The organism is Mucilaginibacter sp. 5C4, assembly GCF_034345625.1.
GTDB classification, from domain to species: domain Bacteria; phylum Bacteroidota; class Bacteroidia; order Sphingobacteriales; family Sphingobacteriaceae; genus Mucilaginibacter; species Mucilaginibacter aurantiaciroseus.
Map to the genome: position 1 here is coordinate 1,114,939 of NZ_CP133775.1, position 25,575 is coordinate 1,140,513.

Genomic DNA, 25,575 nt, shown 5'->3' on the forward strand with positions numbered 1-25,575 from the left:
AATGGGACAAAAAGCACATCCAATAGGTAACAGGTTAGGGATCATCCGCGGTTGGGATTCTAATTGGTTCGGTGGAAATCACTATGCCGACAAATTAGTTGAAGACGAAAAGATCCGCAAATACTTGTCAGTACGTATCAACAAAGGTGGCGTATCTAAAGTAGTTATAGAACGTACTTTAAAACGCATCACTGTAACTATCCACACTGCCCGTCCGGGTATTGTAATTGGTAAAGGCGGCGCCGAGGTTGATAAGATCAAGGAAGAGTTAAAAAAATTAACAAAAAAAGATGTTCAGATCAACATCTTCGAGATAAAACGCCCTGAGCTTGATGCCCAGTTAGTTGCCGAAGGTATTGCTAAACAACTTGAAGCACGTATCTCTTTCCGTCGTGCTATGAAAACTACAATTGCTTCTACCATGAGAATGGGTGCCGAAGGAATTAAAGTGATGACATCAGGCCGTTTAGGTGGCGCTGAGATGGCACGTACCGAACAATATAAAGAAGGAAGAATTCCTTTGCACACTTTCCGTGCTGATATTGACTATGCTTTAGCAGAAGCCTTAACTACTTATGGTAAAATAGGTGTTAAAGTATGGATCTGTAAAGGTGAGGTTTACGGCAAACGCGATTTATCTCCAAACATTGGTGGTACAAGCAGCGCAAGCGGTAAAGGCGGACGCCCTGAAGGTGGCGCACCAGGCTTTGGCGGACGTGATAACGCACGTGGCGGCGAAAGAGGTGGCGAGCGCAGAGGCGATCGTAAACCAGGTGGCAGCAACGACCGCAGAGGCGGTGGTGGTAACAGCCGTCCAGGTGGACCAGGTCAAGGTGGTGGTAACCGTCCAGGCGGCCCCGGAAGAAGATAACAAGAATTAGAAAAGACATATCCGTGAGGATATAAAAGCTTAATAAAATGCTACAGCCAAAAAGAACGAAGTTCAGAAAGATGCAAAAAGGCAGGATGAAAGGTTTAGCCAGTCGTGGTACTGAGCTTTCATTCGGATCTTTCGGTATAAAATCACTCGAAGCCGCCTGGATAACCAGTCGTCAGATCGAGGCTGCACGTATCGCTGTTACACGTTTCATGAAACGTGAAGGCCAGGTGTGGATCAGGATATTCCCTGACAAACCCATAACCAAAAAACCGGCAGAGGTACGTATGGGTAAAGGTAAAGGTGCACCAGAATACTGGGTTGCAGTTGTACGCCCGGGCAGGATGATATTTGAAGCAGAAGGTGTGCCTTTGGACGTTGCAAAAGAGGCTTTACGCCTGGCAGCACAAAAGCTACCTGTGCAAACAAGATTTGTAACACGTAGGGATTACGTAGAAGCATAAATTTAAGGTTGAAAGTTGTAAGTGTTGAAAGGTTGTTATTTGCAGCCGCCATTAGGTAACATTAACACATTTAAACTTTCTAACATTACAACAACAATAAAGAACATGAAGAACTCAGAAATTTTAGAGCTTACAACCGAAGAATTGTCAGCAAGACTGGGCGAGGAAAAATCAACTCTTACTAAACTGAAATTTGCACACGCTGTTTCGGCTATTGAGAACCCAACCCGCATTACTAAAGTGCGTAAGGATATTGCTCGTTTCACTACTGAATTAACAAAACGCAAGGCGGCGTCAGCTTCTGAACAGAATTAATTTTTAAGCGTCGGAAAACAATGGAAAGAAATTTAAGAAAAACACGTACCGGCCTGGTAGTAAGCAATAAGATGGAAAAGTCTATTGTGGTTGCTGTAGAGCGGAAGGTGAAACACCCAATCTATGGTAAATTCGTAAAGAAGACTACCAAATTTATGGCTCATGACGAAACTAACACATGTGGTGTTGGTGATACCGTATTGATTATGGAAACCCGTCCGTTGAGCAAAAACAAAAACTGGAGATTAGTTCAAATTTTAGAGAGGGCTAAATAACATGGTACAACAGGAATCAAGATTAAATGTAGCCGATAACAGCGGAGCTAAAGAAGTTTTAGTAATACGCGTATTAGGTGGTACAGGTAAAAGATATGCTTCTATTGGCGATAAGATAGTAGTTACCGTAAAAAGCGCATTACCATCAGGTAACGTAAAAAAAGGTACTGTATCTAAAGCAGTAGTGGTTAGAACCAAGAAAGAGATCCGCAGGAAAGATGGTTCATATATCCGCTTTGACGACAACGCAGCCGTTTTGTTAAACAACCAGGATGAGCCAAGGGGCACACGTATCTTTGGCCCTGTTGCCAGAGAATTACGTGAAAAACAATTTATGAAAATTGTATCATTAGCACCGGAGGTATTGTAATATGGAAAAGAAAAACACAAAACCAGCTAAATTAAAGATCCGCAAGGGCGATTTAGTTAAGGTAATAGCCGGAGATTCAAAAGGATCACAAGGTAAAATAGTTGAAGTTATCATTGAAAAAAACAGGGCTATAGTTGAAGGTGCCAACATGGTATCTAAACACACTAAGCCTAATGCAGCCAACCCTAACGGCGGTATTGTAAAGCAGGAAGCTGCTATACACATATCTAACCTGGCACTGGTTGAACCTTCAACAGGTAAAACAACCCGCGTAGGCCGTAAATTAAACGATGCCGGCAAATTGGTTAGAGTATCAAAAAAATCAGGGGAGGAAATTAAGTAATGACTTACGTACCAAGATTAAAAACAAAATATAAGGAAGATATCCGCACAGCGCTTAAGGAAAAATTTGCCTACAAAAGCGTAATGCAGGTTCCTAAATTGCAAAAAATTGCTATCAACCAGGGGGTTGGCGGTGCTACTACCGATAAAAAACTTATCGAGAACACGATCACCGAGCTAACAACCATCACCGGTCAGCAAGCTGTTTCATCAAAATCGAAAAAGGATATCTCAAACTTTAAATTACGTAAAGGTATGCCGATTGGCGTACGTGTAACTTTACGTGATAATACTATGTATGAGTTCTTAGACCGCTTAATTGCTGTTGCCCTGCCACGTATACGTGACTTTAAAGGTATCAACGATAAAGGCTTTGACGGCCGCGGAAACTATACTTTAGGTATATCAGAGCAAATTATCTTCCCGGAGATCAACATTGACAAGATCAACAAGATCCAGGGTATGGATATTACCTTTGTAACCTCGGCAACTAACGATGTTGAAGCATTGGAGTTACTGAAACAATTTGGTTTACCATTTAAAAATCAAACACCAACTAACAATGGCTAAAGAAGGCGTAAAGGCTCGTGAAGTAAAACGTGCCAAATTAGTAGCAAAATTTGCTGAAAAAAGAGCAGCGTTAAAAGCAGCCGGCGATTACATAGGTTTAGACAAATTGCCTAAAGCTTCATCACCGGTAAAATTACACAATCGTTGTAAATTAACAGGTCGCCCGCGTGGTTACATGCGCCAGTTTGGTATATCACGTGTTACATTCCGTGATATGGCATTAGCTGGTAAAATACCAGGTGTTAAAAAGGCAAGCTGGTAAGCAAAGTATCGGGAACGAAATTGAATTCAAAACATACTACAATATGTTTTGAATTTTTTTGTAATTTCGCGGCTCGAATTTTATAAAGAATTAACCGATAGAAGGTCGCCCGGGATGTTACCGGAAGGAAACCACTATCATAAACAACAATAATGAATACAGATCCAATCGCAGATTATCTTACAAGAGTAAGGAATGCTATTAAAGCCAACCACAGGGTTGTTGAAATTCCTGCATCAAATCTGAAAAAGGAAATCACTAAAGTGCTTTTCGAAAAAGGTTACATTGCTAATTACAAGTTTGAGGATAACGGTCCCCAAGGCACTATCAAAGTTGCTTTGAAATACCACCCGATAACTAAAATTCCTGCAATCCGCAGCATTTCACGTATTAGTAAACCAGGTTTGAGAAAATACGCCGGCATGGATAACCTGCCACGCGTATTAAATGGTTTAGGTATCGCTATCTTATCGACTTCAAGAGGTGTAATGACCGATAAAGAAGCTCGTACACAAAATGTGGGTGGCGAAGTTTTATGCTACGTTTATTAATAGGAGGAAATTAAGCAATGTCAAGAATAGGAAAAGCACCTATTGCGTTAACCACCGGTGTTACCGTTACTGTATCAGCAGATAATGTTGTTACTGTTAAAGGGCCAAAAGGTGAACTGCAACAGGCAGTTGATAGAGATATCATCATTGAGCAAGAAGGCGACCAGTTATTGGTTAAACGCCCTTCAGAGCAAAAACGTCACAAAGCGTTACACGGTTTATACCGTTCGCTTATAAACAACATGGTTGTTGGTGTAACCATCGGTTACAAAATTGAGCAGGAATTAGTAGGTGTGGGTTACCGCGCAACTAACACCGGCAATACATTAGACCTTGTGTTGGGTTATTCTCACCACTATGTGTTTCAATTACCAGTAGAAATTAAAGTTACAACCACTGCTGAGAAGGGTAAAAACCCAACCATCATCCTGGAATCAAACGATAAACAATTGATTGGACAAGTTGCGGCAAAAATACGCTCGTTACGTACTCCAGAGCCTTACAAAGGTAAAGGTATCAAGTTTGTTGGCGAAATATTGAGAAGAAAAGCAGGTAAATCAGCATCTAAAAAATAATCGTCATGAAATTATCAAGAAGAGACAGGATTAAAAAAGGCATCAGAAAACGCCTTTCAGGATCAACAGCACGCCCACGTTTATCTGTATTCAGAAGCAACAAAGGCATCTACGCACAAATTATTGACGATGTTACTGGTAAAACTATTGTATCAGCTTCATCATTATCAAAAGATTTTGTTGCAAGTGGTACAACCAAATCAGACCAATCTACTGCCGTAGGTAAATTAGTAGCCGAAAAAGCTATTGCTGCAGGTATTAAAGATGTAGTGTTTGACAGGAATGGTTACCTGTATCATGGCCGTATCAAATCATTGGCCGAAGGTGCACGTGAAGGTGGTTTAAACTTTTAATCGAAACAGGAAATGTCAACAATCAACATAAAAAGAGTAAAAACCAGCGAGATCGAATTAAAAGATCGCCTGGTGAGCATACAACGTGTAGCCAAAGTAACCAAAGGTGGCCGTACATTCAGCTTTTCTGCCATTGTGGTAGTAGGTGACGAGAACGGTGTTGTAGGTTATGGTTTGGGTAAAGCAAAAGAGGTTACCGAAGCTATTGCTAAGGGTATTGATGATGCTAAAAAGAACTTGGTAAAAGTTCCAATTATCAACAACACTATCCCTCACGAGCAAATAGGTAAATTCTCTGGTGGTTTTGTATTCTTAAAACCTGCTGCAAACGGTACTGGTGTAATAGCTGGTGGTGCAATGCGTGCAGTGTTAGAGAGTGCCGGTATACACAATGTATTGGCAAAATCAAAAGGATCATCAAACCCGCACAACGTGGTTAAAGCAACCGTATCTGCATTATCACAATTACGTGATGCAGTTACTGTAGCGCAACAACGCGGTATTAGTTTAGGTAAAGTATTTAACGGATAATCAGTCATGTCGAAAATCAAAATAACACAAATTAAAAGCGTTATCGACAGAAGCGAGCGCCAGAAAAAAACCGTTGAGGCCTTAGGTCTTAAAAAAATTAACCACAGCGTGGAAGTTGAAGCCACTGCGGCTATTATAGGTATGGTACGTAAAGTAAACCACCTTGTAGCAGTAGAAAATATTTAATATCATGAATTTAAATAATCTTAAACCTGCAGAAGGTTCTACTAAAAATAGAAAAAGAATTGGCCGTGGTACAGGTTCTGGCCGTGGCGGTACATCAACCCGTGGCCATAAAGGCGCCGGTTCACGTTCAGGTACATCTACCAAGGTAGGTTTTGAAGGTGGCCAGATGCCATTACAACGCCGTGTGCCTAAGGTTGGTTTTAAAAACCCTAACCGTGTTGAATACACAGGTGTAAACCTTGATGTGTTACAACAATTGGTTGAGAAGTTTTCACTGGTAACAGTAGATTTCGATATCCTGAAAGAGCACGGTTTAGCTTCTCGTAATGACTTGGTTAAAATCCTTGGCCGTGGCGAATTAAAAGCTAAATTAGAGGTTAAAGCACACGCATTTACTGCTACTGCACAAAAAGCTATTGAAGCAGCCGGCGGAACTATTGTAAAGTTATAATTTCGATGAAGAAATTTTTCACCACATTATCCAATATCTGGAAAATTGAAGATCTAAGAGTGCGTATTCTAAACACACTCTTATTTCTTTTGATATATCGTGTTGGCTCGTATATTGTTTTGCCTGGCGTAAAAGCGGCATCACTAAATGCTACACAAAATAAAGAAGGGCTTGTAGGCTTGTTAAACATGTTTGCCGGAGGATCGTTTTCACGTTCTTCTATTTTGGCATTAGGTGTTATGCCTTATATCTCTGCTTCAATTGTGGTGCAATTATTAGGTATCGCGGTACCATACTTTATTAAATTACAAAAAGAGGGCGAAAGCGGCCGTAACAAAATTAACCAGTGGACACGTTACCTAACTATAGCAATTACAGCGGTACAGGCTATTGGGTATCTTAAATCACAGGTTAGTGCCGATGCTATGTCTATCTCTAACCCGTTATTTACAATATTGAACGTTTGCGTATTAACTGCAGGTACCTTATTTGTAATGTGGTTGGGCGAGAAGATCACTGATAAAGGTATCGGTAACGGTATCTCATTGATCATCATGACAGGTATCATAGCCCAGTTACCAAGCGCGGTTGTTGTTGAGTTTGACTCACGTACAAACGGCGCAGGTGGTTTAATTACCTTTATTGTTGAGATTGTTGCGCTGCTTGGTGTGGTAATGTTTACCATATTAATAGTACAGGGTACACGTAAAATTGCCGTACAATACGCTAAACGTATTGTAGGTAACAAACAATACGGTGGCGTACGCCAGTATATACCATTAAAGGTGAATGCTGCGGGTGTAATGCCTATTATTTTTGCCCAGGCATTAATGTTTATTCCCGCAACTGTTTCTCAGTTTTTCCCTAATGCAAGTTCTAATGGTTTGTTAATAGCATTATCAAACTATAATTCTTGGCAGCATAATGTAACGTTTGGTATATTAATTATACTATTCACTTACTTCTACACTGCTATTACAGTTAATCCTAACCAGATGGCTGATGATATGAAAAAGAACGGTGGCTTTATCCCGGGTGTTAAACCAGGTAAATCTACTGCAGATTACATCGACGGGGTTATTTCAAGAATAACTCTACCGGGTTCTATTTTCTTAGCCATCATCGCTATTATACCGGCTTTGGCCAGTTTGGTAGGTGTGAGCAGCATCTTTGCAAGATTCTTCGGCGGTACATCATTGATCATCCTTGTGGGTGTAGTGTTAGATACTTTACAGCAGGTTGAAAGCCATTTGTTAATGCGTCATTATGATGGGTTAATGAAAACAGGGCGTATCAAAGGCCGTGCAAGTATCCCTACAGCTTCGGGTGCAACCCCGCCGGTTATCTAATAAACATGTCAAAGATCATCTATAAGTCTATTGAAGAAATAGAACTGATACGAGAAAGTTCTTTACTTGTTTCCAAAACACATGGGGAGATAGCGAAAGTTATTGGCCCAGGTATCACTACTTTAGAATTAAATAAACTTGCCGAAACCTTTATCCGTGACAACGGAGGGGTTCCGGCATTTTTAAACTATAACGGTTTCCCTTATTCATTATGCATTTCGCTTAATGACCAGGTGGTACACGGTTTCCCAACTAACAAAGCGTTGGTAGAGGGCGACCTGGTATCGGTTGATTGTGGTGTGATCCTGAATAAGTATTATGGCGACTCTGCCTTTACCTTTGCCATTGGCGAGGTTGATGAGGCTACCAAGAAGCTAATGCGAGTAACCCGCGAGTGTTTAGACCTTGGTGTAGAGAAAGCTGTTGTAGGCATGCGCATTGGCGACATAGGCTACGCGGTACAGGAGCACGCCGAAAAGAACGGTTTTGGTGTAGTTAAAGAATTGGTTGGCCATGGTGTAGGTACACGCTTACATGAGAAACCCGAAGTTCCTAATTATGGCAAACGTGGTGCAGGTATTAAATTAGAGGAAGGAATGGTAATTGCCATTGAGCCGATGATAAATGCAGGCCGTGCCGGTGTTAAGTTTTGGGATGATGGATGGACGGTATCAACCGTCGATAAAAAACCATCGGCACACTACGAACATACGGTAGCTGTAAAAAGGGGAAAACCCGACATTTTATCTACGTTTGACTACATTGATAAAGTTTTAGAAGAAAAGAATAAAAAGTAAATAATTTTTATTAATTTTGCAACCCAGTTTTGGGGTGGATAATCAAGTAATAATCAATAAAATATGGCAAAACAATCCTCGATTGAGCAAGATGGAACAATTCGCGAAGCATTATCTAATGCTATGTTTAGAGTTGAACTTGAGAACGGCCACGAGATTATTGCACACATATCCGGAAAAATGCGGATGCACTACATCAAAATATTACCTGGCGACAGAGTGAAGTTAGAGATGAGCCCGTATGATTTAACAAAAGGAAGAATAACCTACAGATATAAATAACAAACGAGATGAAAGTTAGAGCATCCATTAAAAAACGCAGTGTTGATTGTAAGATCATCCGCCGTAACGGGAAACTTTATGTGATAAACAAAAAGAACCCTAAGTACAAGCAGCGTCAGGGATAATTAAAAAGGAATTGTAATAAGCCGCACAACGGTGGCCCGCCGTTCGGTATTACTTAAAAACAAAAAACAAATATGGCAAGGATCTCCGGTATTGATTTACCAAAAAATAAAAGAGGCGAAATAGGTTTAACCTATATATACGGTATTGGCCGTACTACAGCCCAAAACATCTTAACTGAAGCAGGTATCGATGTTAACATCAAAGTTCAGGATTGGAATGATGATCAGTTAACCGCTATCCGTACCATCATCAACGATAAAATTAAAGTTGAAGGTTCCCTACGTTCAGAAGTTCAGCTTAACATCAAACGTTTAATGGATATCGGTTGCTACCGTGGTACCCGTCACCGTAAAGGTTTACCTCTACGTGGCCAACGCACTAAAAACAACTCACGTACCCGTAAAGGAAAACGTAAAACAGTTGCTAACAAAAAGAAAGCTACTAAATAGTAAATAGTTGATTGGTGAGCGGTAAGTAGTTAATACTTTAAGCTTGCCAGGAATAATTAGAATTAAAGCGATTAGTGGGTCCGAGTTACAATCACTAACTCAGTAATTCACTAAATCAATAATTAAAAACAAAATGGCTAAAAGCAAAAAAGTTACCAAAAAACGTGTTGTTATTGTTGAGTCAGTAGGCGAAGCACACATCAACGCAACTTTTAACAACATCATTATCACCCTTACCAACAAAAGCGGCCAGGCTATATCATGGTCTTCTGCAGGTAAAATGGGTTTTAAAGGTTCTAAAAAGAATACCCCATACGCTGCCGGTCAAGCAGCTGGCGATTGCGGTAAAGTTGCTTATGACTTAGGTCTGCGCAAAGTAGAGGTATTTGTTAAAGGTCCGGGTTCAGGCCGCGAGTCTGCTATCCGTACACTGCAAACAACAGGTATCGAAGTAACTACCATAAAAGACATTACACCGCTTCCACACAATGGTTGCCGTCCGTCTAAACGTAGAAGAGTTTAATTCACTTAATTTTTAAAGCTAAGATTCGACAGCTGCGGGCTGTTTGATACTTTAAAACACACAAATAATGGCAAGATATACAGGCCCCAAATCAAAAATTGCGCGTAGGTTCCGCGAGCCGATCTTCGGTCCGGACAAAGCGTTAGAAAGAAAAAACTACGGTCCAGGTATGCATGGTGCTTCTAAAAGAAGAGGAAAGCAATCTGAGTACGCGGTACAGTTAATGGAAAAACAAAAAGTTAAATACACTTACGGTGTATTAGAGCGTCAGTTCGAAAACTTGTTCCACACTGCATCTGCAAAAGAAGGTATCACTGGTGAGAACTTGTTAAAGTTCTTAGAAGCACGTTTAGATAATGCAGTTTACCGTTTAGGTATTGCACCTACCCGTTCTGGTGCACGCCAACTTGTAGGCCACAAACACATCACTGTTAACGGTAACGTTGTAAACATCGCTTCTTATGCATTAAAAGCTGGTGACGTTATCGCAGTGCGCGAAAAGTCAAAAACACTTGAAAGCATTACTAATTCAGTAGCAGGCCGTAAAGTAAATAAATATAGCTGGTTAGAGTGGAACGCTGATGAATTATCAGGTAAATTCCTAAACTACCCTAATCGTGATGAGATTCCTGAGAACATCAAGGAAAACCTAATCGTCGAGTTATATTCAAAATAATAACGATAATTATCCGGGAAGTGGTTGGCATATTATGTCAATCATTTTCGTGGTTAAAATTATTTCAAATTAGTTAACAATAAACAAAAGATATAAATGGCAATTTTAGCATTTCAAAAACCAGACAAGGTTATCATGCAGAAATCAAATGATTTTGATGGCACGTTTGAGTTTCGTCCGTTAGAACCAGGCTTCGGTATAACCATTGGTAATGCTCTGCGTCGTATCTTACTTTCTTCATTAGAAGGTTTTGCTATTACATCAGTACGTTTTTCTGGCGTGATGCATGAGTTTTCGACCATCAAAGGTGTGGTAGAAGATGTAACTGAGATCATCCTTAACTTGAAACAAGTACGTTTCAAAAAAACAGGTGAATCGGGCGATAATGAGAAAGTATTTGTGATCATTAACGGCCAGGATGCTTTTTCTGCAGGCGACATTACTAAGTTTTCAAACAACTTTACAGTATTGAACCCTGATCTTGTTATTTGTAACATGGATTCATCAGTAACGCTTGAAGTTGAGCTTACAGTTGCTAAAGGTCGTGGTTACATCAGCAACGAGGAAAACAAAAATCCTGATGCTAATGTAGGCGTGATAGCTATCGACTCTATCTTTACACCTATTAAAAATGTAAAATACACTTTAGAGAACTATCGTGTTGAGCAAAAAACAGATTACGAGAAACTGATCCTTGATATTTCTACAGATGGTTCAATCCATCCTGAGGATGCATTGAAACAAGCTGCTAAGATTCTTATCCAGCACTTCATGCTGTTCTCTGATGAGAACATGATGCTTGAGGCCCAGGCTAAAGAAGAAACTAAAGAAGTTGACGAAGAAATTTTACACATGCGTAAAATTCTTAAAACTGAATTGGTTGATCTTGACCTGTCAGTTCGCGCACTTAACTGCTTAAAAGCTGCTGATATCCGTAGCCTTGCAGACCTGGTTTCTTACGATGTTGCTGATATGTTAAAATTCAGGAATTTTGGTAAAAAATCATTAACTGAAATACAAGACCTGGTTAAATCAAAAGGCTTATCTTTTGGTATGAACCTGTCTAAATTCAAGTTAGACGAAGAATAATTTTTTTAGCGAGTGGTTAGTTGTTGAATAGAGAGTGGGTTTAACTACTCACCATTCACGGCTCATCACTCACCATTATTAATAAATAAGCGAGGGCATAATTCCGATGGCTTGATTAAGTTCGCCTGACGGTATGCACGTGCACAAATTAACAAACAAATGAGACACGGAAAAAAATTAAACCATTTAGGTCGTACAAATAGCCACCGCAAAGCGATGATGGCTAACATGGCGTCTTCGCTTATTCTACACAAGCGTATTACAACAACATTAGCAAAAGCAAAAGCATTGCGCGGTTATGTTGAACCACTTTTAACTAAATCAAAAAGCGATACTACACACTCTCGCCGTACAGTGTTTAGCTATTTACAAGACAAAGACACCGTGAACATCCTGTTCCGTGAAATTGCCGAGAAAATTGCTAACCGCCCGGGTGGTTACACACGTATCGTTAAATTAGAGAACCGTTTAGGCGATAACGCTGAAATGGCGATCATTGAATTGGTTGACTACAACACTGTTTACGGTAAAGACGTTGACGCTAAAGCTGAGAAGAAAACAACACGTCGCCGTGGTGGTGCTTCTAAAGCAAAAGCTGAGCCTGCTGTTGCCGCAACAGAAACTGCTGCCCCTGTAGCTGAAGCTGCACCGGCTGTTGAAGAAACTCCTGCTACCGAAGCTCCTGCAGCTGACGACAAGGAAAAAAATGCTGAAAAAGGCGAATAATTAGTTATTCAACTTAAAGTATACAAAAGCCTCCCGAAATTCGGGAGGCTTTTTTTGTGCATTAATTTTTTGTAATGTTTATCAAAATTTAAAACCCCCGCCTGCTTCTTGGGTTTAGATAGTATAATATTAAAACTAAGTATGGCAAAGGTAGCAGACCAGATGGTTGAAATGCTGGTAAACGCGGGCATCAAAAGAATATACGCGGTAACGGGTGATAGCCTGAACGAGGTTAATGATGCCGTAAGGCGCGAAGGCAGTATCCAATGGATCCACGTTCGCCATGAGGAAGCCGGTGCGTACGCAGCAGGGGCAGAGGCGCAGATAACAGGTAACTTAGCCTGTTGCGCAGGCAGCAGCGGCCCGGGCCATGTGCACCTCATTAATGGTTTGTACGATGCGCACCGCTCAGGTGCACCGGTTATAGCCATAGCATCAACCGTAGCCAGCTTTGAGTACGGTACCGAATACTTCCAGGAAACCAACACCATTAAATTGTTTGACGATTGCAGCCACTACAACCAGGTTGCTACTACACCAAAACAGTTCCCAAGAATGCTGCAGGGTGGCATCCAGGCCGCATTACACCGTAAAGGTGTATCGGTAATTGGTGTGCCGGGCGATCTGACCAGCATGGATGCCGAAGACATTACCACTTCTACCCAAAACTTTGACCCCATAGCGGTAACCCGCCCTAATAATGAAGATATAATCAAGCTTGCCGCTTTGGTTAATCAGCATAAAAAAATCACTATTTTTTGTGGGATTGGGGCCGCCGACGCGCACGATGAAGTTGTTGCCTTATCGCAGAAACTTAATGCGCCGGTAGCTTACTCTTTCCGCTCTAAAATGGATATTCAGTACAATAATCCTAACGAGGTGGGTATGACGGGCCTGTTAGGCCTGCCATCAGCCTATCACAGCATGCACGAGAGCAATTTGCTGATCTTATTAGGTACCGATTTTCCGTACACGCCATTTATGCCTACCGATTGCAAAATTGTACAGGTAGATATTAAACCCGAACGCATTGGCCGCCGTGCCAAAGTTGATGTTGGATTGAGCGGATCTGTTAAAGATACTTTGGATGCTTTGCTGCCACATGTTGAGCAGCATGAGGACGACAGTTTCCTGAAAGCGCAATTGGAGTTTTACGCACATGTTAAAGAGAACATGAAGATCTACGTAAAAGACACTGGTAAAAAAGAAAATATCCACCCGGAGTTTATTGCCAGTTTGATTGATGAATTAGCTACCGACGACGCCATTTTTACGGTAGATACAGGTATGTCATGCGTGTGGGGTTCGCGTTATATTAATGCTACGGGTAAACGTAAAATGATAGGCTCGTTCAATCATGGATCTATGGCTAACGCTATGCCACAAGCCATAGGAGCTGCTTTGGCTATGCCGGGCAGGCAAGTTATCGCTTTATGTGGTGATGGTGGCCTGTCGATGCTAATGGGCGACCTGGCGACCATCGCCCAATACAACCTGCCGATAAAGATCATTGTGTTTAATAACCGCTCGTTAGGGATGGTTAAGCTGGAAATGGAAGTTGCCGGCCTGCCCGACTGGCAAACTGAAATGCATAACCCCGATTTTGCGATGGTTGCTAAGGCAATGGGTATTAGAGGCATCACGGTTAAGGACCCGGAAGAGGCAAGACAGGCATTAATTGAAGGATTAATATACAAAGGCCCGGCTTTAATAAATATATTTACCGACCCTAACGCTTTGGCGATGCCGCCAAAAGTGGAATTGGGGCAAGTAAAGGGTATGGCATTATCCATGACTAAACTGATGCTTAACGGCCGCATGGACGAGGTGGTAGATACCATTAAAGCCAACTACAAACACTTAAAAGACCTGATATAAATTAATGAACATCCGCAGGCAGCATATATTACTGTTAGTATTAACACTTATTATCGCAGGCTTTATAGCACTCTCCGTTTTGGTGGCGCTTTATCCCGCTATGCCTATCGATATTAAAGTATCGCGCGAGATCCAGGAGCATCAAAATGCTTTTTTTGATAAAGCTATGTTTCTGATCAGTACGCCAGGCTACATGCCCGAGTCCGTAATATTGCTTTTGGTTACCAGCGTGCTATTCTTCGTTTTTAAATATAAAAAGGTTGCTGTTTATGTGCTGGCAACGGGTTTAACGGGGTTAATAAGCACCCTTGTAAAAGCCCTGGTTAATCGCCCGCGGCCTTCAAAAGGTCTTGTAAAGATCTTATACGAAACCACGCAGCAGAGCTTCCCGAGCGGGCATGTATTGTTCTACGTGGTGTTTTTTGGATTTATGATATTGCTGATGCTCCAGTTGGACAAGATTCCTAATTGGCTTAGATATGGTGTTGGCTTGTTAAGCTCTTTTTTGATAGTTACCATCCCTTTTTCGCGAATTTACTTAGGCGCGCACTGGTTTACAGATGTTGTGGGCGGCTTTTTATTAGGCCTGCCTTGCCTGTACCTGCTATCGTGGCTGTACCTGCGTAAGCCTGCCGATAAACAGGAAGCACCCGTGGCAGAGACAAAATAATTTGTTCATCCAAAAGGTATAATTATTAAAAAAGCTAACAAAAACGAAATTTTTAGACCCGTCTAAAAATTAGTTTATTGATTATCAGATTATTATGAAAACTGTTGTGGTGTTCACATCCTGAACGTGAACACTTTAAATAGTGCTTAAGCTGTCCGTCGCCTGCTATTTAATATATTGCTGAATAACCTGTTGCAGTTGATTAGCCTGCATTACGCCGCTTTGTCGCCATTTGCTTTCTCCGTTTTGGAAGATCATTAAAGTGGGAACGCTTTGTACACGGTAGGCACTTGCAGCAGCCGGGTTTTTATCAATGTCTATTTTAATGATGGTCACCTTGTCGCCAAGGGCATCTTTAACCTGTTTTAAAATTGGCGGCATCATTTTACACGGGCCGCACCACTCGGCAGCAAAATCTACCAATACGGGTTTTTCTGAAGCTATAATATCCTGGAAGTTTGCCATTGCTTTATCTCCTTTTAGTAATAACGTTAAAGGTGGCAATACGTTTTAATTGCCGGATCATCTAATTGCCATGTTTAATCTGGAGCGTACCTAAGGCACGCAGATTTTTTTTTACAAAGCGGTTGTCCCTACAGGACATTTTTAATTAATTTCAGTTTTAGAATATAATTGGCAGGTATGCCCCATCGGGGTTATCGCTTGGTAGAAGTGCAAATAGAAAGTTTTTTGCCTCGTAGAGGCTACCCAATCTCTGGATTTTAGTGTAATACCTTCTTCCGCTCGGGTTGCAAAATGTTGCTATCCTCCAGCCAATCGGCGAGGCGCTGCGGCCAGTTGTTAATGGACTTTAATTTGCGGTTGTTACCCATATTAAAGGCATGGTCGCCACGGGCATACATATGCATTTCAACCGGTACTTTTGCTTCGCGATAGCGTTGTAACAATTGGATGATTGGTAACGAGCAGCAGGCATCATCATTAGCGGCTACCAGAAAAGCGGGAGGGGCATCTGCCGGGATCTTCTCTGGCACAAAGCCCGGGCCGGGATAAACCTGCACGATAAAATTTGGTTTGGCGTTGCCGCGGTCTATCGGGTCGGCGGCTTTTGTGTCGCCTTGCCAACCGCTAAAGGCCACCATATCTACCACCTCGCCACCTGCCGAGAAACCCATCATGCCGATCCGGTTGGTATCGATATGAAACTCCGCCGCACGGCTACGCACCAAACGCATGGCACGGTAAGCATCCTGTTTAGGGTGGATGTCAACCTTGTAAGGCGACAAGGTATCCCTGCCTAAACGATACTTTAATATGAAAACGGCAACGCCCAGCTCATTATAGAATTTGGCAGGTGCAACGCCCTCGGCATTAAATACCAGTAAGCGGTGCCCGCCACCCGGGCAAATTACTACGGCTGCACCGTTTGCTTTATCGGCAGGGGGCAGGTAAACGGTAATTGAGGGGTTGTGGATATTTTTTACCCAGTAATCTTTAGCCTGTTCAGGCTCGTTACGGCGGTTCTCGAAACCCGGCGCACCTTTGGCCCAAAGCGGTATAACGGTTTGCGCTTGCGATGCCAAGCCGCACAGCATCAGTATAAACAAAATTTTATAGAATGATACTGTGCTTTTCATACAAGTAAATTTACATCATTTAGGAACTTTAAAATCAAACTGGTCGACTTTTTTTTTCTTGATTCCTGATTCTAAATATATTGCTTCTTCTAACTACTCATAAAAGGCTTCCACCATTCAGAATTATATGGGTCTTTTACCTCGGTGGGTTTACCGGGCTGGGGGATGAATAGTTTGATATTTTTTTCTTCGCCGTATTTTACCAGGCGTTCGCCCGGCTCGTACCAGGCGTGTGGCGCCAGGTTAAAGGTTGCCCAATGCAATGGCATCATCAGCTTGCCTTTGAGGGCAAGGTGGGCGTTTGTGGCATTATCTGGCCCCATGTGGATATCCGGCCAGTATTTGCCGTATGCGCCTATCTCCAGCATGGTCAGGTCAAACGGGCCAAAGGCTTCGCCAATTTCTGCAAAGCCAGGGAACCAGCCAGAATCGGCACCGAAGAATATGTTATGCCTGGGCCCTTTTATCACAAATGATGCCCAAAGTGTTTCCATACGGTTGAAAATGCCGCGGCCCGAGAAGTGCCTTGATGGTGCAGCCGTAATGTTACAATCGCCTATCATCACGCTATCCCCCCAGTCCACCTCGTGGATGTAGTTTTTCAGGATGCCCCAATTTTCCAGGTATTTGCAAACACCCATAGGGGTGATGAATTGTATTGGCTTGCCGGCGAAGAATTTGATAGTGGCTTTGTCCAGGTGGTCGTAATGGTCGTGCGATACAATAACCACATCCAGCGGCGGCAGGTCTTCCAATGCTATCGGCGGGTGGAAAAATCTTTTCGGGCCAAAAGCTTGTGAAAAAGATACCCGCTGGCTCCAAACCGGGTCGGTTAAAATGCGGATGCCATCGATCTCAATCAGCAAACTGCTGTGCCCAACCCATGTAATCCGCAGGCCGCTTGCCGGTGGTGTGTGATAGACGGACGCATCCGTTTTAGAGACGGTTATTAGTGTTTTAGGGACGTTCTGGGCCGTGTTGTTAATATACTCCTGCAGTATCGGGATCATCACGCCAAAACCGGCTTCTTCGGTTGGTATGGTATTTAAAAATTTACGGCCCTGTTTTTTTGCTCCGGCTAAACTCATTAACAATTATAAAACTTGTGGTGCTATTTAAACCATATAACTTTGAAAGATTGCTTCCAGATGGCTGTAACAGCAATTATATCTTAAAAAAGTTAATGGCAGCATCACAAAATGCCAATAATTGAGTGGGTAGCTCGGTTGGTTGATATGGCTCCGAAGCATTAAACACGTGGTCGGCAGTTGGTATTACCAGCAGGCCCGCCAGCGGTTGGGCCACATGCAGCAATTCAGCATGACTTAAAGGTACGCTGGTATCGGCATCACCATGAATGATTAGCCAGGGCTGAGTTATTTCTGATGCTCTAAGCGGGATATCCAACCTTACCGGGTTATCATCCAAGTCTTTCAATAGCGATGATTTATACGGCATATTTTGCCCGGTGCGCGAATTTTTCATGTACATAATGCCCTGCAACCGCCATTGCTTTTCAGCTTCCTTTGGCCAAAGGTTGTGGAAGCTGGATATGGCCGCCATGGTAACCAGTTTAGCAATGCGTTTATCTTCGGCGGTTTTTACAATGCTGATACCCCCACCCAGGCTGTGCCCAATAACATAAACGCTTTTAACCCGCGGGATGGCCGAGCCGCCGCAGGCAAAATCAATAACCGATTTCAGATCTTCCAATTCTAATGAGAAAGTATTATCGCTAAAAGCTATTAGGTCGGCAAATTCGGTGGGCTTATCTGCTGTGGTGCCATTGTGCGAAAAGTTGAATTTGAGGAAACGGAAGCCGTTCTCGGCAAAGTAATTGGCAACCAGGTTATGCGCACCCCAGTCCTTAAAGCCCCTAATGCCGTGTGCAAAGATCACTAGCGGCGCATAGGGGTGAAGGGTATTATAATTAATATCGGCCGTCATCCCGCGGCCTTTAGCGCCGGGGATGGTATAATGTTGCTTAATAATCATGTGCTTAAAACGTTATTTCTTTTTCGGTAATATCTGTGGCTTTTACTACTAAGATGTTCGCCCAAAGATCGCCTAATCTTTGATGTTTTGGCGTTTTTGAAATGCAAATTAAAGCAGGAATCCCGTATATGAAAATATCAATAGGGTCTAAAAGGCGCCTTTTAAATACAGACGAAAGGGATGGTTTCGTGCCCCCCTCCGTTACTACTTTTAATTTTACAATATCATGCCCGGGCGTCGCTTGAGAAGTTGACTCTATAATCACAAAATAGATAAACCAAACAATAATTAAAGGCAATGCCATAATGGCCGTAACACTTGCTTCACCAGGTTCGGGATTTTCGTCGAAAATGTAGAGGTATATGACGTAAAAAATCAGATATATGCCATAATCAATTAAGGTGGCTATTATTCTAAGTTTAATATAGGGTTTAGGTTCAACGCTACGAAAAATCATTGCAATCAATATTTGTTGCAATGTATGAATTGCTATTAAACTTTCTTCCCGTTAAATGTGATCCCGTATAAGTCCGTCCGTCTATCTTTCAAATTTTGCACACTGCCATACTCATGCAGGGCGCTTAACACCGATAGGTCGACATCCGCAATAACGATCATTTCGCTGTTTGGAGTAGCTTCGGATTGGATACCGTTTGTGGGAAATCCAAAATCTGACGGTGTAAATACCGCTGATTGCGCATAAGAGATATCCATGTTATTTACGTTGGGCAGGTTACCCACGCAGCCGGCTATTGCCACGTAGCACTCGTTTTCTACCGCGCGGGCCTGGGCGCAAAACTTAACCCGGTTGTAGCCGTTTTGGGTATCGGTAAGGAATGGTACAAACAAGATCTGCATATCCTGACTTGCTAAAATGCGCGAAAGCTCGGGGAACTCTACATCATAACAGATCAATATACCAATCCGCCCGGCATCGGTATCAAATACTTTTAAGTCGTTGCCGCCGCGCATCCCCCATGAACTGATCTCGGACGGGGTAGGGTGCAGCTTTACACTCTCTTCCATACTGCCGTTGCGCCTAAACAGGTACGACACATTATATAACGAATCATCCTTGATACAAGGCATACTGCCCGATATGATATTTACGTTGTAGGAAACCGCCAGTTTAGAGAAAGCCTGGGTAATAGCCTCTGTATATTTGGCCAGTTCGCGCATGGCTTTTGCGGCATCCATATGGTTGTACTCGGCCATTAGTGGTGTGTTGAATAGCTCCGGGAACAGCACAAAATCCGATTGATAATCGCTCACGGCATCCACAAAATATTCAGCGTGTTTCATTAACTCGCTGATGTTGTTGTAGGGGCGCATTTGCCATTGCACCAATCCAATACGCACAACAGTTTTTTGGTTGATGACAGAACTTAGTTCTTCATAATAAACATTGTTCCACTCTATCAACGTAGCAAAACCTTTAGAGCGGGCATCCTCGGGCAGGTAATTACGCAGGATCTTACGTACGTGAAAATCATTTGATAGCTGAAACGACAGCGTAGGATCAAAGATTTCTTTATACTTTACTTTATCGATGTATTGTTTAGGCGTGAGATCAGTCTGAAATTTTTGATAATTTGGGATGCGGCCGCCGGCGATGATGCTTTTTAAATTCAGCTTTTCGCATAGGGCTTTACGCGCATCGTATAACCTGCGTGCAAGGCGTAACCCGCGATATTTTGGGTGGATAAAAACTTCTATACCATATAATACGTCGCCCTTATCGTCGTGTGTTTTAAAGCTGCCATTGCCTGTAATTTGTTTATAGGTGTGGGCATCGCCATATTTATTGTAATCTACAATGATAGATAGCGCACAACCAACAACCTCGCCATTAACAGTAACACAAACCTGCCCATCGGGAAATAACTTGATAAGCTTTTTGATAGAGGCCATATCCCAATGATCGTCGTCCATGTCAAGGTAGGCCGATTTCATTGATTTTTTGAGCTCCTGGTAATCCTGTACCTCGAGGGTACGCAGTTCTATACTTTGCAGATCCATTTTCCTGTAACGGAGATGAGGGAGGAATGTTTGGATTAGTTGTTAAAGAGGGTGTCAAGTAGTTAGTATTAAGTATCAAGCTTATTTAAGCTGATAAAAGGGTCTAACTACATGATACTTGCTACTCGATACTATTTCCTATGCCACCACGCCCAAAGCATCAGTACCGGCTGCAACGCTAAACGTACCCAGGCAATTGCATGGGTAACCCACAGGTCGCCGACTTTTAGCGGGGAATTTTGCAGCATGGTAATGTGTACCGGTAAAAAAGCAACCAACATCAGGATTATGCCATAGGAGGCAACCTTACTTGTTTTTGGCCGTATCAACATTAGCGCGAACAAAACCTCGAAGAAACCTGCCAGGTAATTTAAGATAACCGGTGCCGGTAAATAAGATGGGATGATGCGGATGTATCCTTGCGGATGGATAAAATGATTGGCCCCGGCAATAAAGTAGCCAACCACTAAAATTGCAAGACTTACGCTTTTTAATATTCGCATTTTTTAATTTTCCAATCGATTGATTAGTAAAGAATATTGTAAAAATATGGCTTTTTATTGATAAAAACGCATTATTTATAATCATTCTAAATGCACCTGTATGACAAATAATTGACACTGCATCTAACGAGGTATATTACTTTTGTTCGGTCAAAATATAAAACTGCTTTGAAGTATTTAAAAGTTATCGCTTTTACACATAAACACATTGAGCTGAAGGAATTGGGCAGACTGGTGATGTGCCAGGAAAGCTCGATCGACAAGCTTCATGCAGTAAAAAAACATTTTGGCATCGACGAGATCTTTTATCTATCAACCTGTAACAGGGTTGAGTTTGTGTTATCAACACAGCACAAAGTTGACAGGGAATTTGCAGAGGCTTTTTTAAACGAAATGCAAATGGGTCTTTGTACACACTCCACTTCTACTCTTTTGGATGCCGCCTCTATTTATGAAGGCCCGGAAGCTATGAACCATCTGCTGCGCACTTCTTGTTCTTTAGAGAGCCTGATCGTAGGCGAAAAAGAAATTTTAGCCCAGTTACGTAAAGCTTACGAAGATTGCCGTGTGGCAGGCCTAACAGGCGATAGATTACGTGTAACGATGGAATGTGTTGTTAAAACGGCTAAAGAGGTTTATACCCACACCAATATTTCTAAGAAACCAATTTCGGTAGTTTCATTAGCTTACCGTAAGTTGAAGGACCTGAAACTTTGCGCAAACGCCCGCATCCTTATTATTGGTGCCGGCGAAACCAATCGCAATATTTCTAAATACCTCCAAAAACATAAGTTTTCCAACTTTTCGGTTTTTAACCGTACGCTTTCAAAAGCGCAGCAATTGGCTAATGATCTGGGCGGCCAGGCTTACGAGCTTGATGAGCTAAAGAACTTTAAAGGCGGTTTTGATGCTATTGTTACCTGTACTTCTGCAGTTGAGCCTATCCTTACCACGCAGATCTACACCTCGCTTTTAAACGGCGATACCAATAAAAAAACTATTGTAGACCTGGCAATCCCTAACGATACCGCGCCTGAAGTGCTTGAACAGTTTGATGTGAACTTTATTGAAGTGCACAGCTTAAACGAAATTGCCAAGAAAAACCTGCAGGAACGATACCAGGAACTGGTACATGCCGAAGCTATTATTGAGCAAAATATTGCAGAGCATTTAGTAATGCTTAAACAACGAAAAATTGAACTGGCTATGCGCCAGGTGCCCGAGAAGATCAAAGAGATCCGTAACAACGCGGTGAACACCGTTTTCGCCGAAGAGGTACAAAGCCTTGATAAAGAATCGCGCGAGATCCTTGAAAAAGTGATCAACTACATGGAGAAAAAATATATCAGCGTTCCCATGATCATGGCGAAGGATATATTGATCAATAATAATTAAGACTTTTCTTTTAAGAATATTACGTTTCTTAGCTTAATAGCATAAACGTATGGGTTTCTTTACTCATAATATAACTGTTTCAAATCCCATTCCTCAAGAGATTAAAATTTACTATTCTAAAGATTTTGCTATTATTAGTATTTGCTTTTTATCTATTTTTATTGGTATAGCAATATCTTGGATTGCTGCAGGACAGATAGTTTTAGGTGGAATAACATTGTCAATTACCTTTATCTTAATGGGTTTTAAATCTAAAAGTCTTTTTAATAATAAGCCCAGGATAATTATTAATGTAGCGGGGATCCAAACTGCAAATACGCCATTTTATAAATGGGCAGAAATATCAGATGAACGCGTATCCGGTGAATATATAGGGAGAGGCGCAAGGCCGATGTTAGAATTCGCTTACCCGGGTGGCAAAGAGCAGATAAAGGTTGAGTCATTGAACATCAGGCCGCAGGATCTTGATATCTTGTTGAAATATTACAGAAAGCCATGGGTGTTTCGTGTCAATTGATTTTATCTGTGTCACCATTTATGCAAGGCTAAACTTGCACAGTAAATTCAATAAGTCAGCCCACTCTCATATCCTTAATTAATACTATATTACTGTGCATAAAAAATTAAATTTGTACAGTAAAAATATATCCCTTGGACAGAACAGTAATAATAGGAACGCGTGGCAGCGATTTAGCTTTATGGCAAGCCAACTTTGTAAAAGATAGCCTGGCCGCGATAAACATTACCGCCGAACTTAAAATTATAAAAACGCAGGGCGACCGTATCCTTAACCTCAGCTTTGATAAGCTGGAAGGCAAGGGGTTTTTTACCAAAGAATTAGAAGAAGAATTATTGGCAGGAACTATAGATATTGCCGTGCATTCGCATAAGGACCTTCCAACTGAAAACCCTGCGGGACTCATTATCGCAGCAGTTTCAGAACGGGAAGACCCGGCTGAACTGTTGTTGATCTTGAAAGATGTGGTTGATGTACGCCAAAAACTATCTGTTAAATTCGGTGGTTTGGTAGGTACATCATCAAACAGGCGTAAGGCGCAATTGCTTGCTGTACGCCCCGATCTGGAGATAGATGAACTGCGCGGAAACGTGCCTACCCGCATAGGTAAACTGCGCGACGAAAAATACGATGCCATAATGCTGGCCAAAGCTGGTGTTACCCGTTTAGGTATCGACCTGAGCGAGTTTCATGTGGAGGAATTGACCGCTACCGAATTTATTCCTGCACCTGCACAGGGTGCTTTAGCCATCCAGATCCGCGAGAGCAATACCGGATTATTTGAGGTGCTGCAAGCTTTAAACCATCCCGATGTAGCTGAAGAGTTAGGACTGGAGCGTGGCGTATTGAAAATGTTTGGCGGGGGCTGTAGCCTTCCGCTTGGCGTTTACTGCCGAAGGGACGATGGTAAATTCCAGGTGTTTACCTCAAAGGCTGAGGCCGGCGATGAATTTCCCGACCGCTATTTTATAGAAAGCGATACCCTTGATGGTGTTGCCGAAAAAATTGTTGCCCGCTTTGCCAAGGACAGGAAATTCCCGAATAAAGTGTTTATCTCGAGGGATATCTCGGCGACAAGCTATTTCCGCAAAGCACTTGAAAAACATAAGATAGAGATCGAAGCACGTTCGCTGATCCGCACCGTACCGGTAATCACTAAGTTTGATTCGTACATCCTTAAAAATATCGACTGGGTGTTTTTTACCAGTAAAAACGCGGTTGAGTATTTCTTTAAGTTGTCGCCACAGTTTCCTAAAAAGATAAAATTTGGGGTGATGGGTGCCGGTAGTGAGGATATGCTGCGCCGCAACGGCCACTTTGCCGATTTTGTTGGCGAAAGTAACGACACTGCAGATGTAGCCGCCGAATTTGCCACACTGGCAAACGGAACTATCATCCTGTTCCCGGGGGCTGATAACTCGATGAGGAGTATCCAGCAAGGCCTGGCTGCCGAAACAAAAATAATTGACCTGCCCGTTTACGAAACTGTGCTGGAAGAAGAAGTAAAGCCTACAGGTGCCGATGTGGTGGTATTTACCAGCCCAAGCAACGTAGAAGCCTATTTTGCCAATAACCTGCTTGAGCCCGGACAAAAGGTGATAGCCATTGGCAAATCAACCGGGAAAAAGTTTGATGAAATGGGTGTAAAATATACCCTGCCTTTCTCTCCGGACGAAGTGGGGCTTGCAGAGGCAGTGTTTGGGATTTAAGCCCCACCCAACCCTCCCCGGTAGGGAGGGCTTACAATAGGGCTTTTTAAATTAAATAAAAAATCTCCCCTACCGGGGGAGATTTAGAGAGGGCTATATGTTACAACGACCAAGAAGAAACCGTAAGAGTGAAGTTATCCGCCAGATGGTGCAGGAAACGCATGTTAGCGCGGCTAATTTGATATTCCCGCTGTTTATTGTAGAGGGCGAGAACCAAAAAACTGAAGTGGCATCTATGCCGGGCATTTTCAGGTATTCGATAGATAACCTGCTGCGCGAGGTAGAAAGCTGCATGAAGCTGGGCTTAAACTCTTTTGACCTGTTCCCGAATATCGATGAAGCACTAAAAGATAAATATGCTACCGAAAGCCATCGCGACGAGAGCCTTTACCTGCGCGCTATCCGTGCGGTTAAAAAAGAGTTCCCGGAATCATGTGTGGTAACCGATGTAGCCATGGATCCATACAGCAGCGACGGCCACGATGGGATTTTTGAGAATGGCGAGATCCTGAATGACGAAACTTTAGAAGTTTTAGGCAAAATGGCCCTGGCTCATGCCCAAAGCGGTGCAGATATTATCGCTCCTTCGGATATGATGGATGGTAGGGTAGGGTACATCCGTAAAGTATTGGATGACGCCGGTTATGCAGGCGTGTCTATTATGTCGTACACCGCTAAATATGCCAGCGCTTTTTATGGTCCGTTTAGGGATGCATTGAACTCGGCCCCAAAATTCGGCGATAAAAAAACCTACCAGATGAACCCCGCCAACCAGCGCGAAGCTTTGATTGAAGCCGCTTTGGACGAAGCAGAAGGTGCCGATTTCCTGATGGTGAAACCCGGCTTACCTTACCTGGACGTCATCAAACTATTAAAAGATAACACCGAACTACCAATCGCCGCCTATAATGTTAGCGGCGAATACGCCATGATAAAAGCCGCTGTGCAAAACGGTTGGTTAAACGAGCAGCGCTCGGTTACCGAAGTGCTAACCAGTTTCCGCCGTGCAGGTGCCAGCGCGATATTAACTTATCACGCGAAAGAAGTGTTGTTGAACAAGTGGCTGTAGAAAGCCCCACCCAAACCCTCCCCGGAGGGGGAGGGCATATAGATATAACTTTAAAAAATAAAATAAAAGTCTCCCCTACCGTG

At 42.5% G+C, this 25,575-nt stretch carries 36 protein-coding genes; 29 read left to right on the forward strand and 7 right to left on the reverse strand.

The annotated features are described in order from the left end of the window. Window position 1 precedes the first annotated feature (1 nt). From rpsC to RHM67_RS05260, 25 genes are all read left to right on the forward strand, one after another. Entirely contained in the window at window positions 2–871 is an 870-nt protein-coding gene (gene rpsC / locus RHM67_RS05140; RefSeq protein ID WP_322231054.1) for a 30S ribosomal protein S3, read from the forward strand. 47 nt (window positions 872–918) lie between these two features. Continuing rightward, window positions 919–1,341 (forward strand): 50S ribosomal protein L16, encoded by a 423-nt coding sequence (rplP, locus tag RHM67_RS05145; RefSeq protein WP_252757836.1) that lies wholly within the window; start codon window positions 919–921, stop codon window positions 1,339–1,341. 105 nt (window positions 1,342–1,446) lie between these two features. Next, entirely contained in the window at window positions 1,447–1,656 is a 210-nt protein-coding gene (gene rpmC, locus RHM67_RS05150; protein ID WP_322231055.1) for a 50S ribosomal protein L29, read from the forward strand. Window positions 1,657–1,676: 20 nt separating this feature from the next. Then, window positions 1,677–1,931 carry a 30S ribosomal protein S17 gene (gene rpsQ, locus RHM67_RS05155; protein ID WP_067059745.1) on the forward strand — a complete coding sequence of 85 codons (255 nt, stop codon included), beginning with the start codon at window positions 1,677–1,679 and terminating at the stop codon, window positions 1,929–1,931. Window position 1,932: 1 nt separating this feature from the next. Then, window positions 1,933–2,301 carry a 50S ribosomal protein L14 gene (rplN, locus tag RHM67_RS05160; RefSeq protein ID WP_073405786.1) on the forward strand — a complete coding sequence of 123 codons (369 nt, stop codon included), beginning with the start codon at window positions 1,933–1,935 and terminating at the stop codon, window positions 2,299–2,301. Window position 2,302: 1 nt separating this feature from the next. Then, window positions 2,303–2,644, forward strand: coding sequence for a 50S ribosomal protein L24 (gene rplX / locus RHM67_RS05165; protein WP_252757838.1), 342 nt, complete (start codon window positions 2,303–2,305; stop codon window positions 2,642–2,644). Further along, entirely contained in the window at window positions 2,644–3,213 is a 570-nt protein-coding gene (gene rplE, locus RHM67_RS05170) for a 50S ribosomal protein L5 (RefSeq protein ID WP_322231056.1), read from the forward strand. The genes rplX and rplE overlap by 1 nt, the downstream gene beginning before the upstream one ends. Then, on the forward strand, window positions 3,206–3,475 hold the full coding sequence (rpsN, locus tag RHM67_RS05175) for a 30S ribosomal protein S14 (RefSeq protein WP_067059741.1): 270 nt from the start codon (window positions 3,206–3,208) through the stop codon (window positions 3,473–3,475). The genes rplE and rpsN overlap by 8 nt, the downstream gene beginning before the upstream one ends. 149 nt (window positions 3,476–3,624) lie before the next feature. After that, window positions 3,625–4,026 carry a 30S ribosomal protein S8 gene (gene rpsH, locus RHM67_RS05180; protein ID WP_252758489.1) on the forward strand — a complete coding sequence of 134 codons (402 nt, stop codon included), beginning with the start codon at window positions 3,625–3,627 and terminating at the stop codon, window positions 4,024–4,026. Between the two features lie 17 nt (window positions 4,027–4,043). After that, on the forward strand, window positions 4,044–4,601 hold the full coding sequence (rplF, locus tag RHM67_RS05185) for a 50S ribosomal protein L6 (protein WP_252757839.1): 558 nt from the start codon (window positions 4,044–4,046) through the stop codon (window positions 4,599–4,601). Then, window positions 4,601–4,954, forward strand: coding sequence for a 50S ribosomal protein L18 (gene rplR / locus RHM67_RS05190; RefSeq protein ID WP_370341162.1), 354 nt, complete (start codon window positions 4,601–4,603; stop codon window positions 4,952–4,954). The genes rplF and rplR overlap by 1 nt, the downstream gene beginning before the upstream one ends. A 12-nt stretch (window positions 4,955–4,966) precedes the next feature. Then, window positions 4,967–5,485: a 30S ribosomal protein S5 gene (gene rpsE, locus RHM67_RS05195; RefSeq protein ID WP_067059737.1), complete on the forward strand. Its 519-nt coding sequence runs from the start codon at window positions 4,967–4,969 to the stop codon at window positions 5,483–5,485. Between the two features lie 6 nt (window positions 5,486–5,491). After that, window positions 5,492–5,671 (forward strand): 50S ribosomal protein L30, encoded by a 180-nt coding sequence (gene rpmD, locus RHM67_RS05200; protein WP_067059736.1) that lies wholly within the window; start codon window positions 5,492–5,494, stop codon window positions 5,669–5,671. A 4-nt stretch (window positions 5,672–5,675) separates the two neighbouring features. Continuing rightward, the gene (gene rplO / locus RHM67_RS05205) at window positions 5,676–6,122 is read left to right on the forward strand and encodes a 50S ribosomal protein L15 (protein ID WP_322231057.1); all 447 of its coding nucleotides are present in this window, start codon (window positions 5,676–5,678) and stop codon (window positions 6,120–6,122) included. A gap of 5 nt (window positions 6,123–6,127) precedes the next feature. After that, on the forward strand, window positions 6,128–7,471 hold the full coding sequence (secY, locus tag RHM67_RS05210; RefSeq protein ID WP_322231058.1) for a preprotein translocase subunit SecY: 1,344 nt from the start codon (window positions 6,128–6,130) through the stop codon (window positions 7,469–7,471). A 5-nt stretch (window positions 7,472–7,476) separates the two neighbouring features. Beyond that, on the forward strand, window positions 7,477–8,268 hold the full coding sequence (gene map, locus RHM67_RS05215) for a type I methionyl aminopeptidase (RefSeq protein ID WP_322231059.1): 792 nt from the start codon (window positions 7,477–7,479) through the stop codon (window positions 8,266–8,268). Window positions 8,269–8,331: 63 nt separating this feature from the next. Continuing rightward, a complete protein-coding gene (gene infA, locus RHM67_RS05220; protein WP_022833270.1) occupies window positions 8,332–8,550 on the forward strand; it encodes a translation initiation factor IF-1 in 219 nt (72 codons plus the stop codon). 8 nt (window positions 8,551–8,558) lie between these two features. Next, on the forward strand, window positions 8,559–8,675 hold the full coding sequence (gene rpmJ, locus RHM67_RS05225; protein ID WP_073405774.1) for a 50S ribosomal protein L36: 117 nt from the start codon (window positions 8,559–8,561) through the stop codon (window positions 8,673–8,675). A 72-nt stretch (window positions 8,676–8,747) separates the two neighbouring features. Beyond that, window positions 8,748–9,125, forward strand: a complete 378-nt coding sequence (gene rpsM / locus RHM67_RS05230; RefSeq protein WP_322231060.1) for a 30S ribosomal protein S13 — start codon at window positions 8,748–8,750, stop codon at window positions 9,123–9,125. Window positions 9,126–9,258: 133 nt separating this feature from the next. Then, window positions 9,259–9,648, forward strand: coding sequence for a 30S ribosomal protein S11 (gene rpsK, locus RHM67_RS05235; RefSeq protein ID WP_252757845.1), 390 nt, complete (start codon window positions 9,259–9,261; stop codon window positions 9,646–9,648). Window positions 9,649–9,715: 67 nt separating this feature from the next. Beyond that, window positions 9,716–10,324 (forward strand): 30S ribosomal protein S4, encoded by a 609-nt coding sequence (rpsD, locus tag RHM67_RS05240; RefSeq protein ID WP_252757846.1) that lies wholly within the window; start codon window positions 9,716–9,718, stop codon window positions 10,322–10,324. 96 nt (window positions 10,325–10,420) lie between these two features. Continuing rightward, window positions 10,421–11,413 (forward strand): DNA-directed RNA polymerase subunit alpha, encoded by a 993-nt coding sequence (locus RHM67_RS05245; protein ID WP_322231061.1) that lies wholly within the window; start codon window positions 10,421–10,423, stop codon window positions 11,411–11,413. Between the two features lie 159 nt (window positions 11,414–11,572). Beyond that, window positions 11,573–12,139, forward strand: a complete 567-nt coding sequence (rplQ, locus tag RHM67_RS05250; protein WP_322231062.1) for a 50S ribosomal protein L17 — start codon at window positions 11,573–11,575, stop codon at window positions 12,137–12,139. Between the two features lie 141 nt (window positions 12,140–12,280). Beyond that, window positions 12,281–14,017: a thiamine pyrophosphate-dependent enzyme gene (locus tag RHM67_RS05255; RefSeq protein WP_322231063.1), complete on the forward strand. Its 1,737-nt coding sequence runs from the start codon at window positions 12,281–12,283 to the stop codon at window positions 14,015–14,017. Window positions 14,018–14,021: 4 nt separating this feature from the next. After that, entirely contained in the window at window positions 14,022–14,687 is a 666-nt protein-coding gene (locus RHM67_RS05260) for a phosphatase PAP2 family protein (protein WP_322231064.1), read from the forward strand. 165 nt (window positions 14,688–14,852) lie between these two features. Here the strand turns inward: RHM67_RS05260 and trxA are convergent, their stop codons facing one another. From trxA to RHM67_RS05295, 7 genes are all read right to left on the reverse strand, one after another. Beyond that, window positions 14,853–15,152, reverse strand: coding sequence for a thioredoxin (gene trxA / locus RHM67_RS05265; RefSeq protein WP_322231065.1), 300 nt, complete (start codon window positions 15,150–15,152; stop codon window positions 14,853–14,855). Window positions 15,153–15,409: 257 nt separating this feature from the next. Further along, window positions 15,410–16,285, reverse strand: coding sequence for an alpha/beta hydrolase (locus RHM67_RS05270; protein WP_322231066.1), 876 nt, complete (start codon window positions 16,283–16,285; stop codon window positions 15,410–15,412). Window positions 16,286–16,374: 89 nt separating this feature from the next. Beyond that, window positions 16,375–17,373 (reverse strand): MBL fold metallo-hydrolase, encoded by a 999-nt coding sequence (locus tag RHM67_RS05275; RefSeq protein WP_322231067.1) that lies wholly within the window; start codon window positions 17,371–17,373, stop codon window positions 16,375–16,377. A 76-nt stretch (window positions 17,374–17,449) separates the two neighbouring features. Beyond that, window positions 17,450–18,280 carry an alpha/beta hydrolase gene (locus RHM67_RS05280; RefSeq protein ID WP_322231068.1) on the reverse strand — a complete coding sequence of 277 codons (831 nt, stop codon included), beginning with the start codon at window positions 18,278–18,280 and terminating at the stop codon, window positions 17,450–17,452. Window positions 18,281–18,284: 4 nt separating this feature from the next. Then, on the reverse strand, window positions 18,285–18,758 hold the full coding sequence (locus tag RHM67_RS05285) for an RDD family protein (RefSeq protein ID WP_322231069.1): 474 nt from the start codon (window positions 18,756–18,758) through the stop codon (window positions 18,285–18,287). A 14-nt stretch (window positions 18,759–18,772) separates the two neighbouring features. After that, window positions 18,773–20,299 (reverse strand): bifunctional GNAT family N-acetyltransferase/carbon-nitrogen hydrolase family protein, encoded by a 1,527-nt coding sequence (locus RHM67_RS05290; protein WP_322231070.1) that lies wholly within the window; start codon window positions 20,297–20,299, stop codon window positions 18,773–18,775. Between the two features lie 131 nt (window positions 20,300–20,430). Continuing rightward, window positions 20,431–20,802, reverse strand: a complete 372-nt coding sequence (locus RHM67_RS05295) for a DoxX family protein (RefSeq protein WP_322231071.1) — start codon at window positions 20,800–20,802, stop codon at window positions 20,431–20,433. Between the two features lie 168 nt (window positions 20,803–20,970). Between RHM67_RS05295 and hemA the strand changes: the two genes are divergently transcribed. The 4 genes from hemA to hemB all read left to right on the forward strand — a co-directional run bounded on the left by hemA (window position 20,971) and on the right by hemB (window position 25,492). After that, window positions 20,971–22,197: a glutamyl-tRNA reductase gene (gene hemA, locus RHM67_RS05300; RefSeq protein ID WP_322231072.1), complete on the forward strand. Its 1,227-nt coding sequence runs from the start codon at window positions 20,971–20,973 to the stop codon at window positions 22,195–22,197. A gap of 49 nt (window positions 22,198–22,246) precedes the next feature. Continuing rightward, on the forward strand, window positions 22,247–22,714 hold the full coding sequence (locus tag RHM67_RS05305; RefSeq protein WP_322231073.1) for a hypothetical protein: 468 nt from the start codon (window positions 22,247–22,249) through the stop codon (window positions 22,712–22,714). 134 nt (window positions 22,715–22,848) lie between these two features. Further along, the gene (gene hemC, locus RHM67_RS05310; RefSeq protein WP_322231074.1) at window positions 22,849–24,423 is read left to right on the forward strand and encodes a hydroxymethylbilane synthase; all 1,575 of its coding nucleotides are present in this window, start codon (window positions 22,849–22,851) and stop codon (window positions 24,421–24,423) included. A gap of 97 nt (window positions 24,424–24,520) precedes the next feature. Beyond that, window positions 24,521–25,492 carry a porphobilinogen synthase gene (gene hemB, locus RHM67_RS05315; protein ID WP_322231075.1) on the forward strand — a complete coding sequence of 324 codons (972 nt, stop codon included), beginning with the start codon at window positions 24,521–24,523 and terminating at the stop codon, window positions 25,490–25,492. The last annotated feature ends 83 nt before the right edge of the window (window positions 25,493–25,575 follow it).

What these genes read in the sequence shown, in the direction of transcription:
- rpsC (WP_322231054.1), top strand. Translation starts at nt 2, where the DNA reads ATGGGACAAAAAGCACATCCAATAGGTAACAGGTTAGGGATCATCCGC.
- rplP (WP_252757836.1), top strand. Translation starts at nt 919, where the DNA reads ATGCTACAGCCAAAAAGAACGAAGTTCAGAAAGATGCAAAAAGGCAGG.
- rpmC (WP_322231055.1), top strand. Translation starts at nt 1,447, where the DNA reads ATGAAGAACTCAGAAATTTTAGAGCTTACAACCGAAGAATTGTCAGCA.
- rpsQ (WP_067059745.1), top strand. Translation starts at nt 1,677, where the DNA reads ATGGAAAGAAATTTAAGAAAAACACGTACCGGCCTGGTAGTAAGCAAT.
- rplN (WP_073405786.1), top strand. Translation starts at nt 1,933, where the DNA reads ATGGTACAACAGGAATCAAGATTAAATGTAGCCGATAACAGCGGAGCT.
- rplX (WP_252757838.1), top strand. Translation starts at nt 2,303, where the DNA reads ATGGAAAAGAAAAACACAAAACCAGCTAAATTAAAGATCCGCAAGGGC.
- rplE (WP_322231056.1), top strand. Translation starts at nt 2,644, where the DNA reads ATGACTTACGTACCAAGATTAAAAACAAAATATAAGGAAGATATCCGC.
- rpsN (WP_067059741.1), top strand. Translation starts at nt 3,206, where the DNA reads ATGGCTAAAGAAGGCGTAAAGGCTCGTGAAGTAAAACGTGCCAAATTA.
- rplF (WP_252757839.1), top strand. Translation starts at nt 4,044, where the DNA reads ATGTCAAGAATAGGAAAAGCACCTATTGCGTTAACCACCGGTGTTACC.
- rpsE (WP_067059737.1), top strand. Translation starts at nt 4,967, where the DNA reads ATGTCAACAATCAACATAAAAAGAGTAAAAACCAGCGAGATCGAATTA.
- rpmD (WP_067059736.1), top strand. Translation starts at nt 5,492, where the DNA reads ATGTCGAAAATCAAAATAACACAAATTAAAAGCGTTATCGACAGAAGC.
- rplO (WP_322231057.1), top strand. Translation starts at nt 5,676, where the DNA reads ATGAATTTAAATAATCTTAAACCTGCAGAAGGTTCTACTAAAAATAGA.
- secY (WP_322231058.1), top strand. Translation starts at nt 6,128, where the DNA reads ATGAAGAAATTTTTCACCACATTATCCAATATCTGGAAAATTGAAGAT.
- map (WP_322231059.1), top strand. Translation starts at nt 7,477, where the DNA reads ATGTCAAAGATCATCTATAAGTCTATTGAAGAAATAGAACTGATACGA.
- infA (WP_022833270.1), top strand. Translation starts at nt 8,332, where the DNA reads ATGGCAAAACAATCCTCGATTGAGCAAGATGGAACAATTCGCGAAGCA.
- rpmJ (WP_073405774.1), top strand. Translation starts at nt 8,559, where the DNA reads ATGAAAGTTAGAGCATCCATTAAAAAACGCAGTGTTGATTGTAAGATC.
- rpsM (WP_322231060.1), top strand. Translation starts at nt 8,748, where the DNA reads ATGGCAAGGATCTCCGGTATTGATTTACCAAAAAATAAAAGAGGCGAA.
- rpsK (WP_252757845.1), top strand. Translation starts at nt 9,259, where the DNA reads ATGGCTAAAAGCAAAAAAGTTACCAAAAAACGTGTTGTTATTGTTGAG.
- rpsD (WP_252757846.1), top strand. Translation starts at nt 9,716, where the DNA reads ATGGCAAGATATACAGGCCCCAAATCAAAAATTGCGCGTAGGTTCCGC.
- RHM67_RS05245 (WP_322231061.1), top strand. Translation starts at nt 10,421, where the DNA reads ATGGCAATTTTAGCATTTCAAAAACCAGACAAGGTTATCATGCAGAAA.
- rplQ (WP_322231062.1), top strand. Translation starts at nt 11,573, where the DNA reads ATGAGACACGGAAAAAAATTAAACCATTTAGGTCGTACAAATAGCCAC.
- RHM67_RS05255 (WP_322231063.1), top strand. Translation starts at nt 12,281, where the DNA reads ATGGCAAAGGTAGCAGACCAGATGGTTGAAATGCTGGTAAACGCGGGC.
- RHM67_RS05260 (WP_322231064.1), top strand. Translation starts at nt 14,022, where the DNA reads ATGAACATCCGCAGGCAGCATATATTACTGTTAGTATTAACACTTATT.
- trxA (WP_322231065.1), bottom strand. Translation starts at nt 15,152, where the DNA reads ATGGCAAACTTCCAGGATATTATAGCTTCAGAAAAACCCGTATTGGTA.
- RHM67_RS05270 (WP_322231066.1), bottom strand. Translation starts at nt 16,285, where the DNA reads ATGAAAAGCACAGTATCATTCTATAAAATTTTGTTTATACTGATGCTG.
- RHM67_RS05275 (WP_322231067.1), bottom strand. Translation starts at nt 17,373, where the DNA reads ATGAGTTTAGCCGGAGCAAAAAAACAGGGCCGTAAATTTTTAAATACC.
- RHM67_RS05280 (WP_322231068.1), bottom strand. Translation starts at nt 18,280, where the DNA reads ATGATTATTAAGCAACATTATACCATCCCCGGCGCTAAAGGCCGCGGG.
- RHM67_RS05290 (WP_322231070.1), bottom strand. Translation starts at nt 20,299, where the DNA reads ATGGATCTGCAAAGTATAGAACTGCGTACCCTCGAGGTACAGGATTAC.
- RHM67_RS05295 (WP_322231071.1), bottom strand. Translation starts at nt 20,802, where the DNA reads ATGCGAATATTAAAAAGCGTAAGTCTTGCAATTTTAGTGGTTGGCTAC.
- RHM67_RS05305 (WP_322231073.1), top strand. Translation starts at nt 22,247, where the DNA reads ATGGGTTTCTTTACTCATAATATAACTGTTTCAAATCCCATTCCTCAA.
- hemB (WP_322231075.1), top strand. Translation starts at nt 24,521, where the DNA reads ATGTTACAACGACCAAGAAGAAACCGTAAGAGTGAAGTTATCCGCCAG.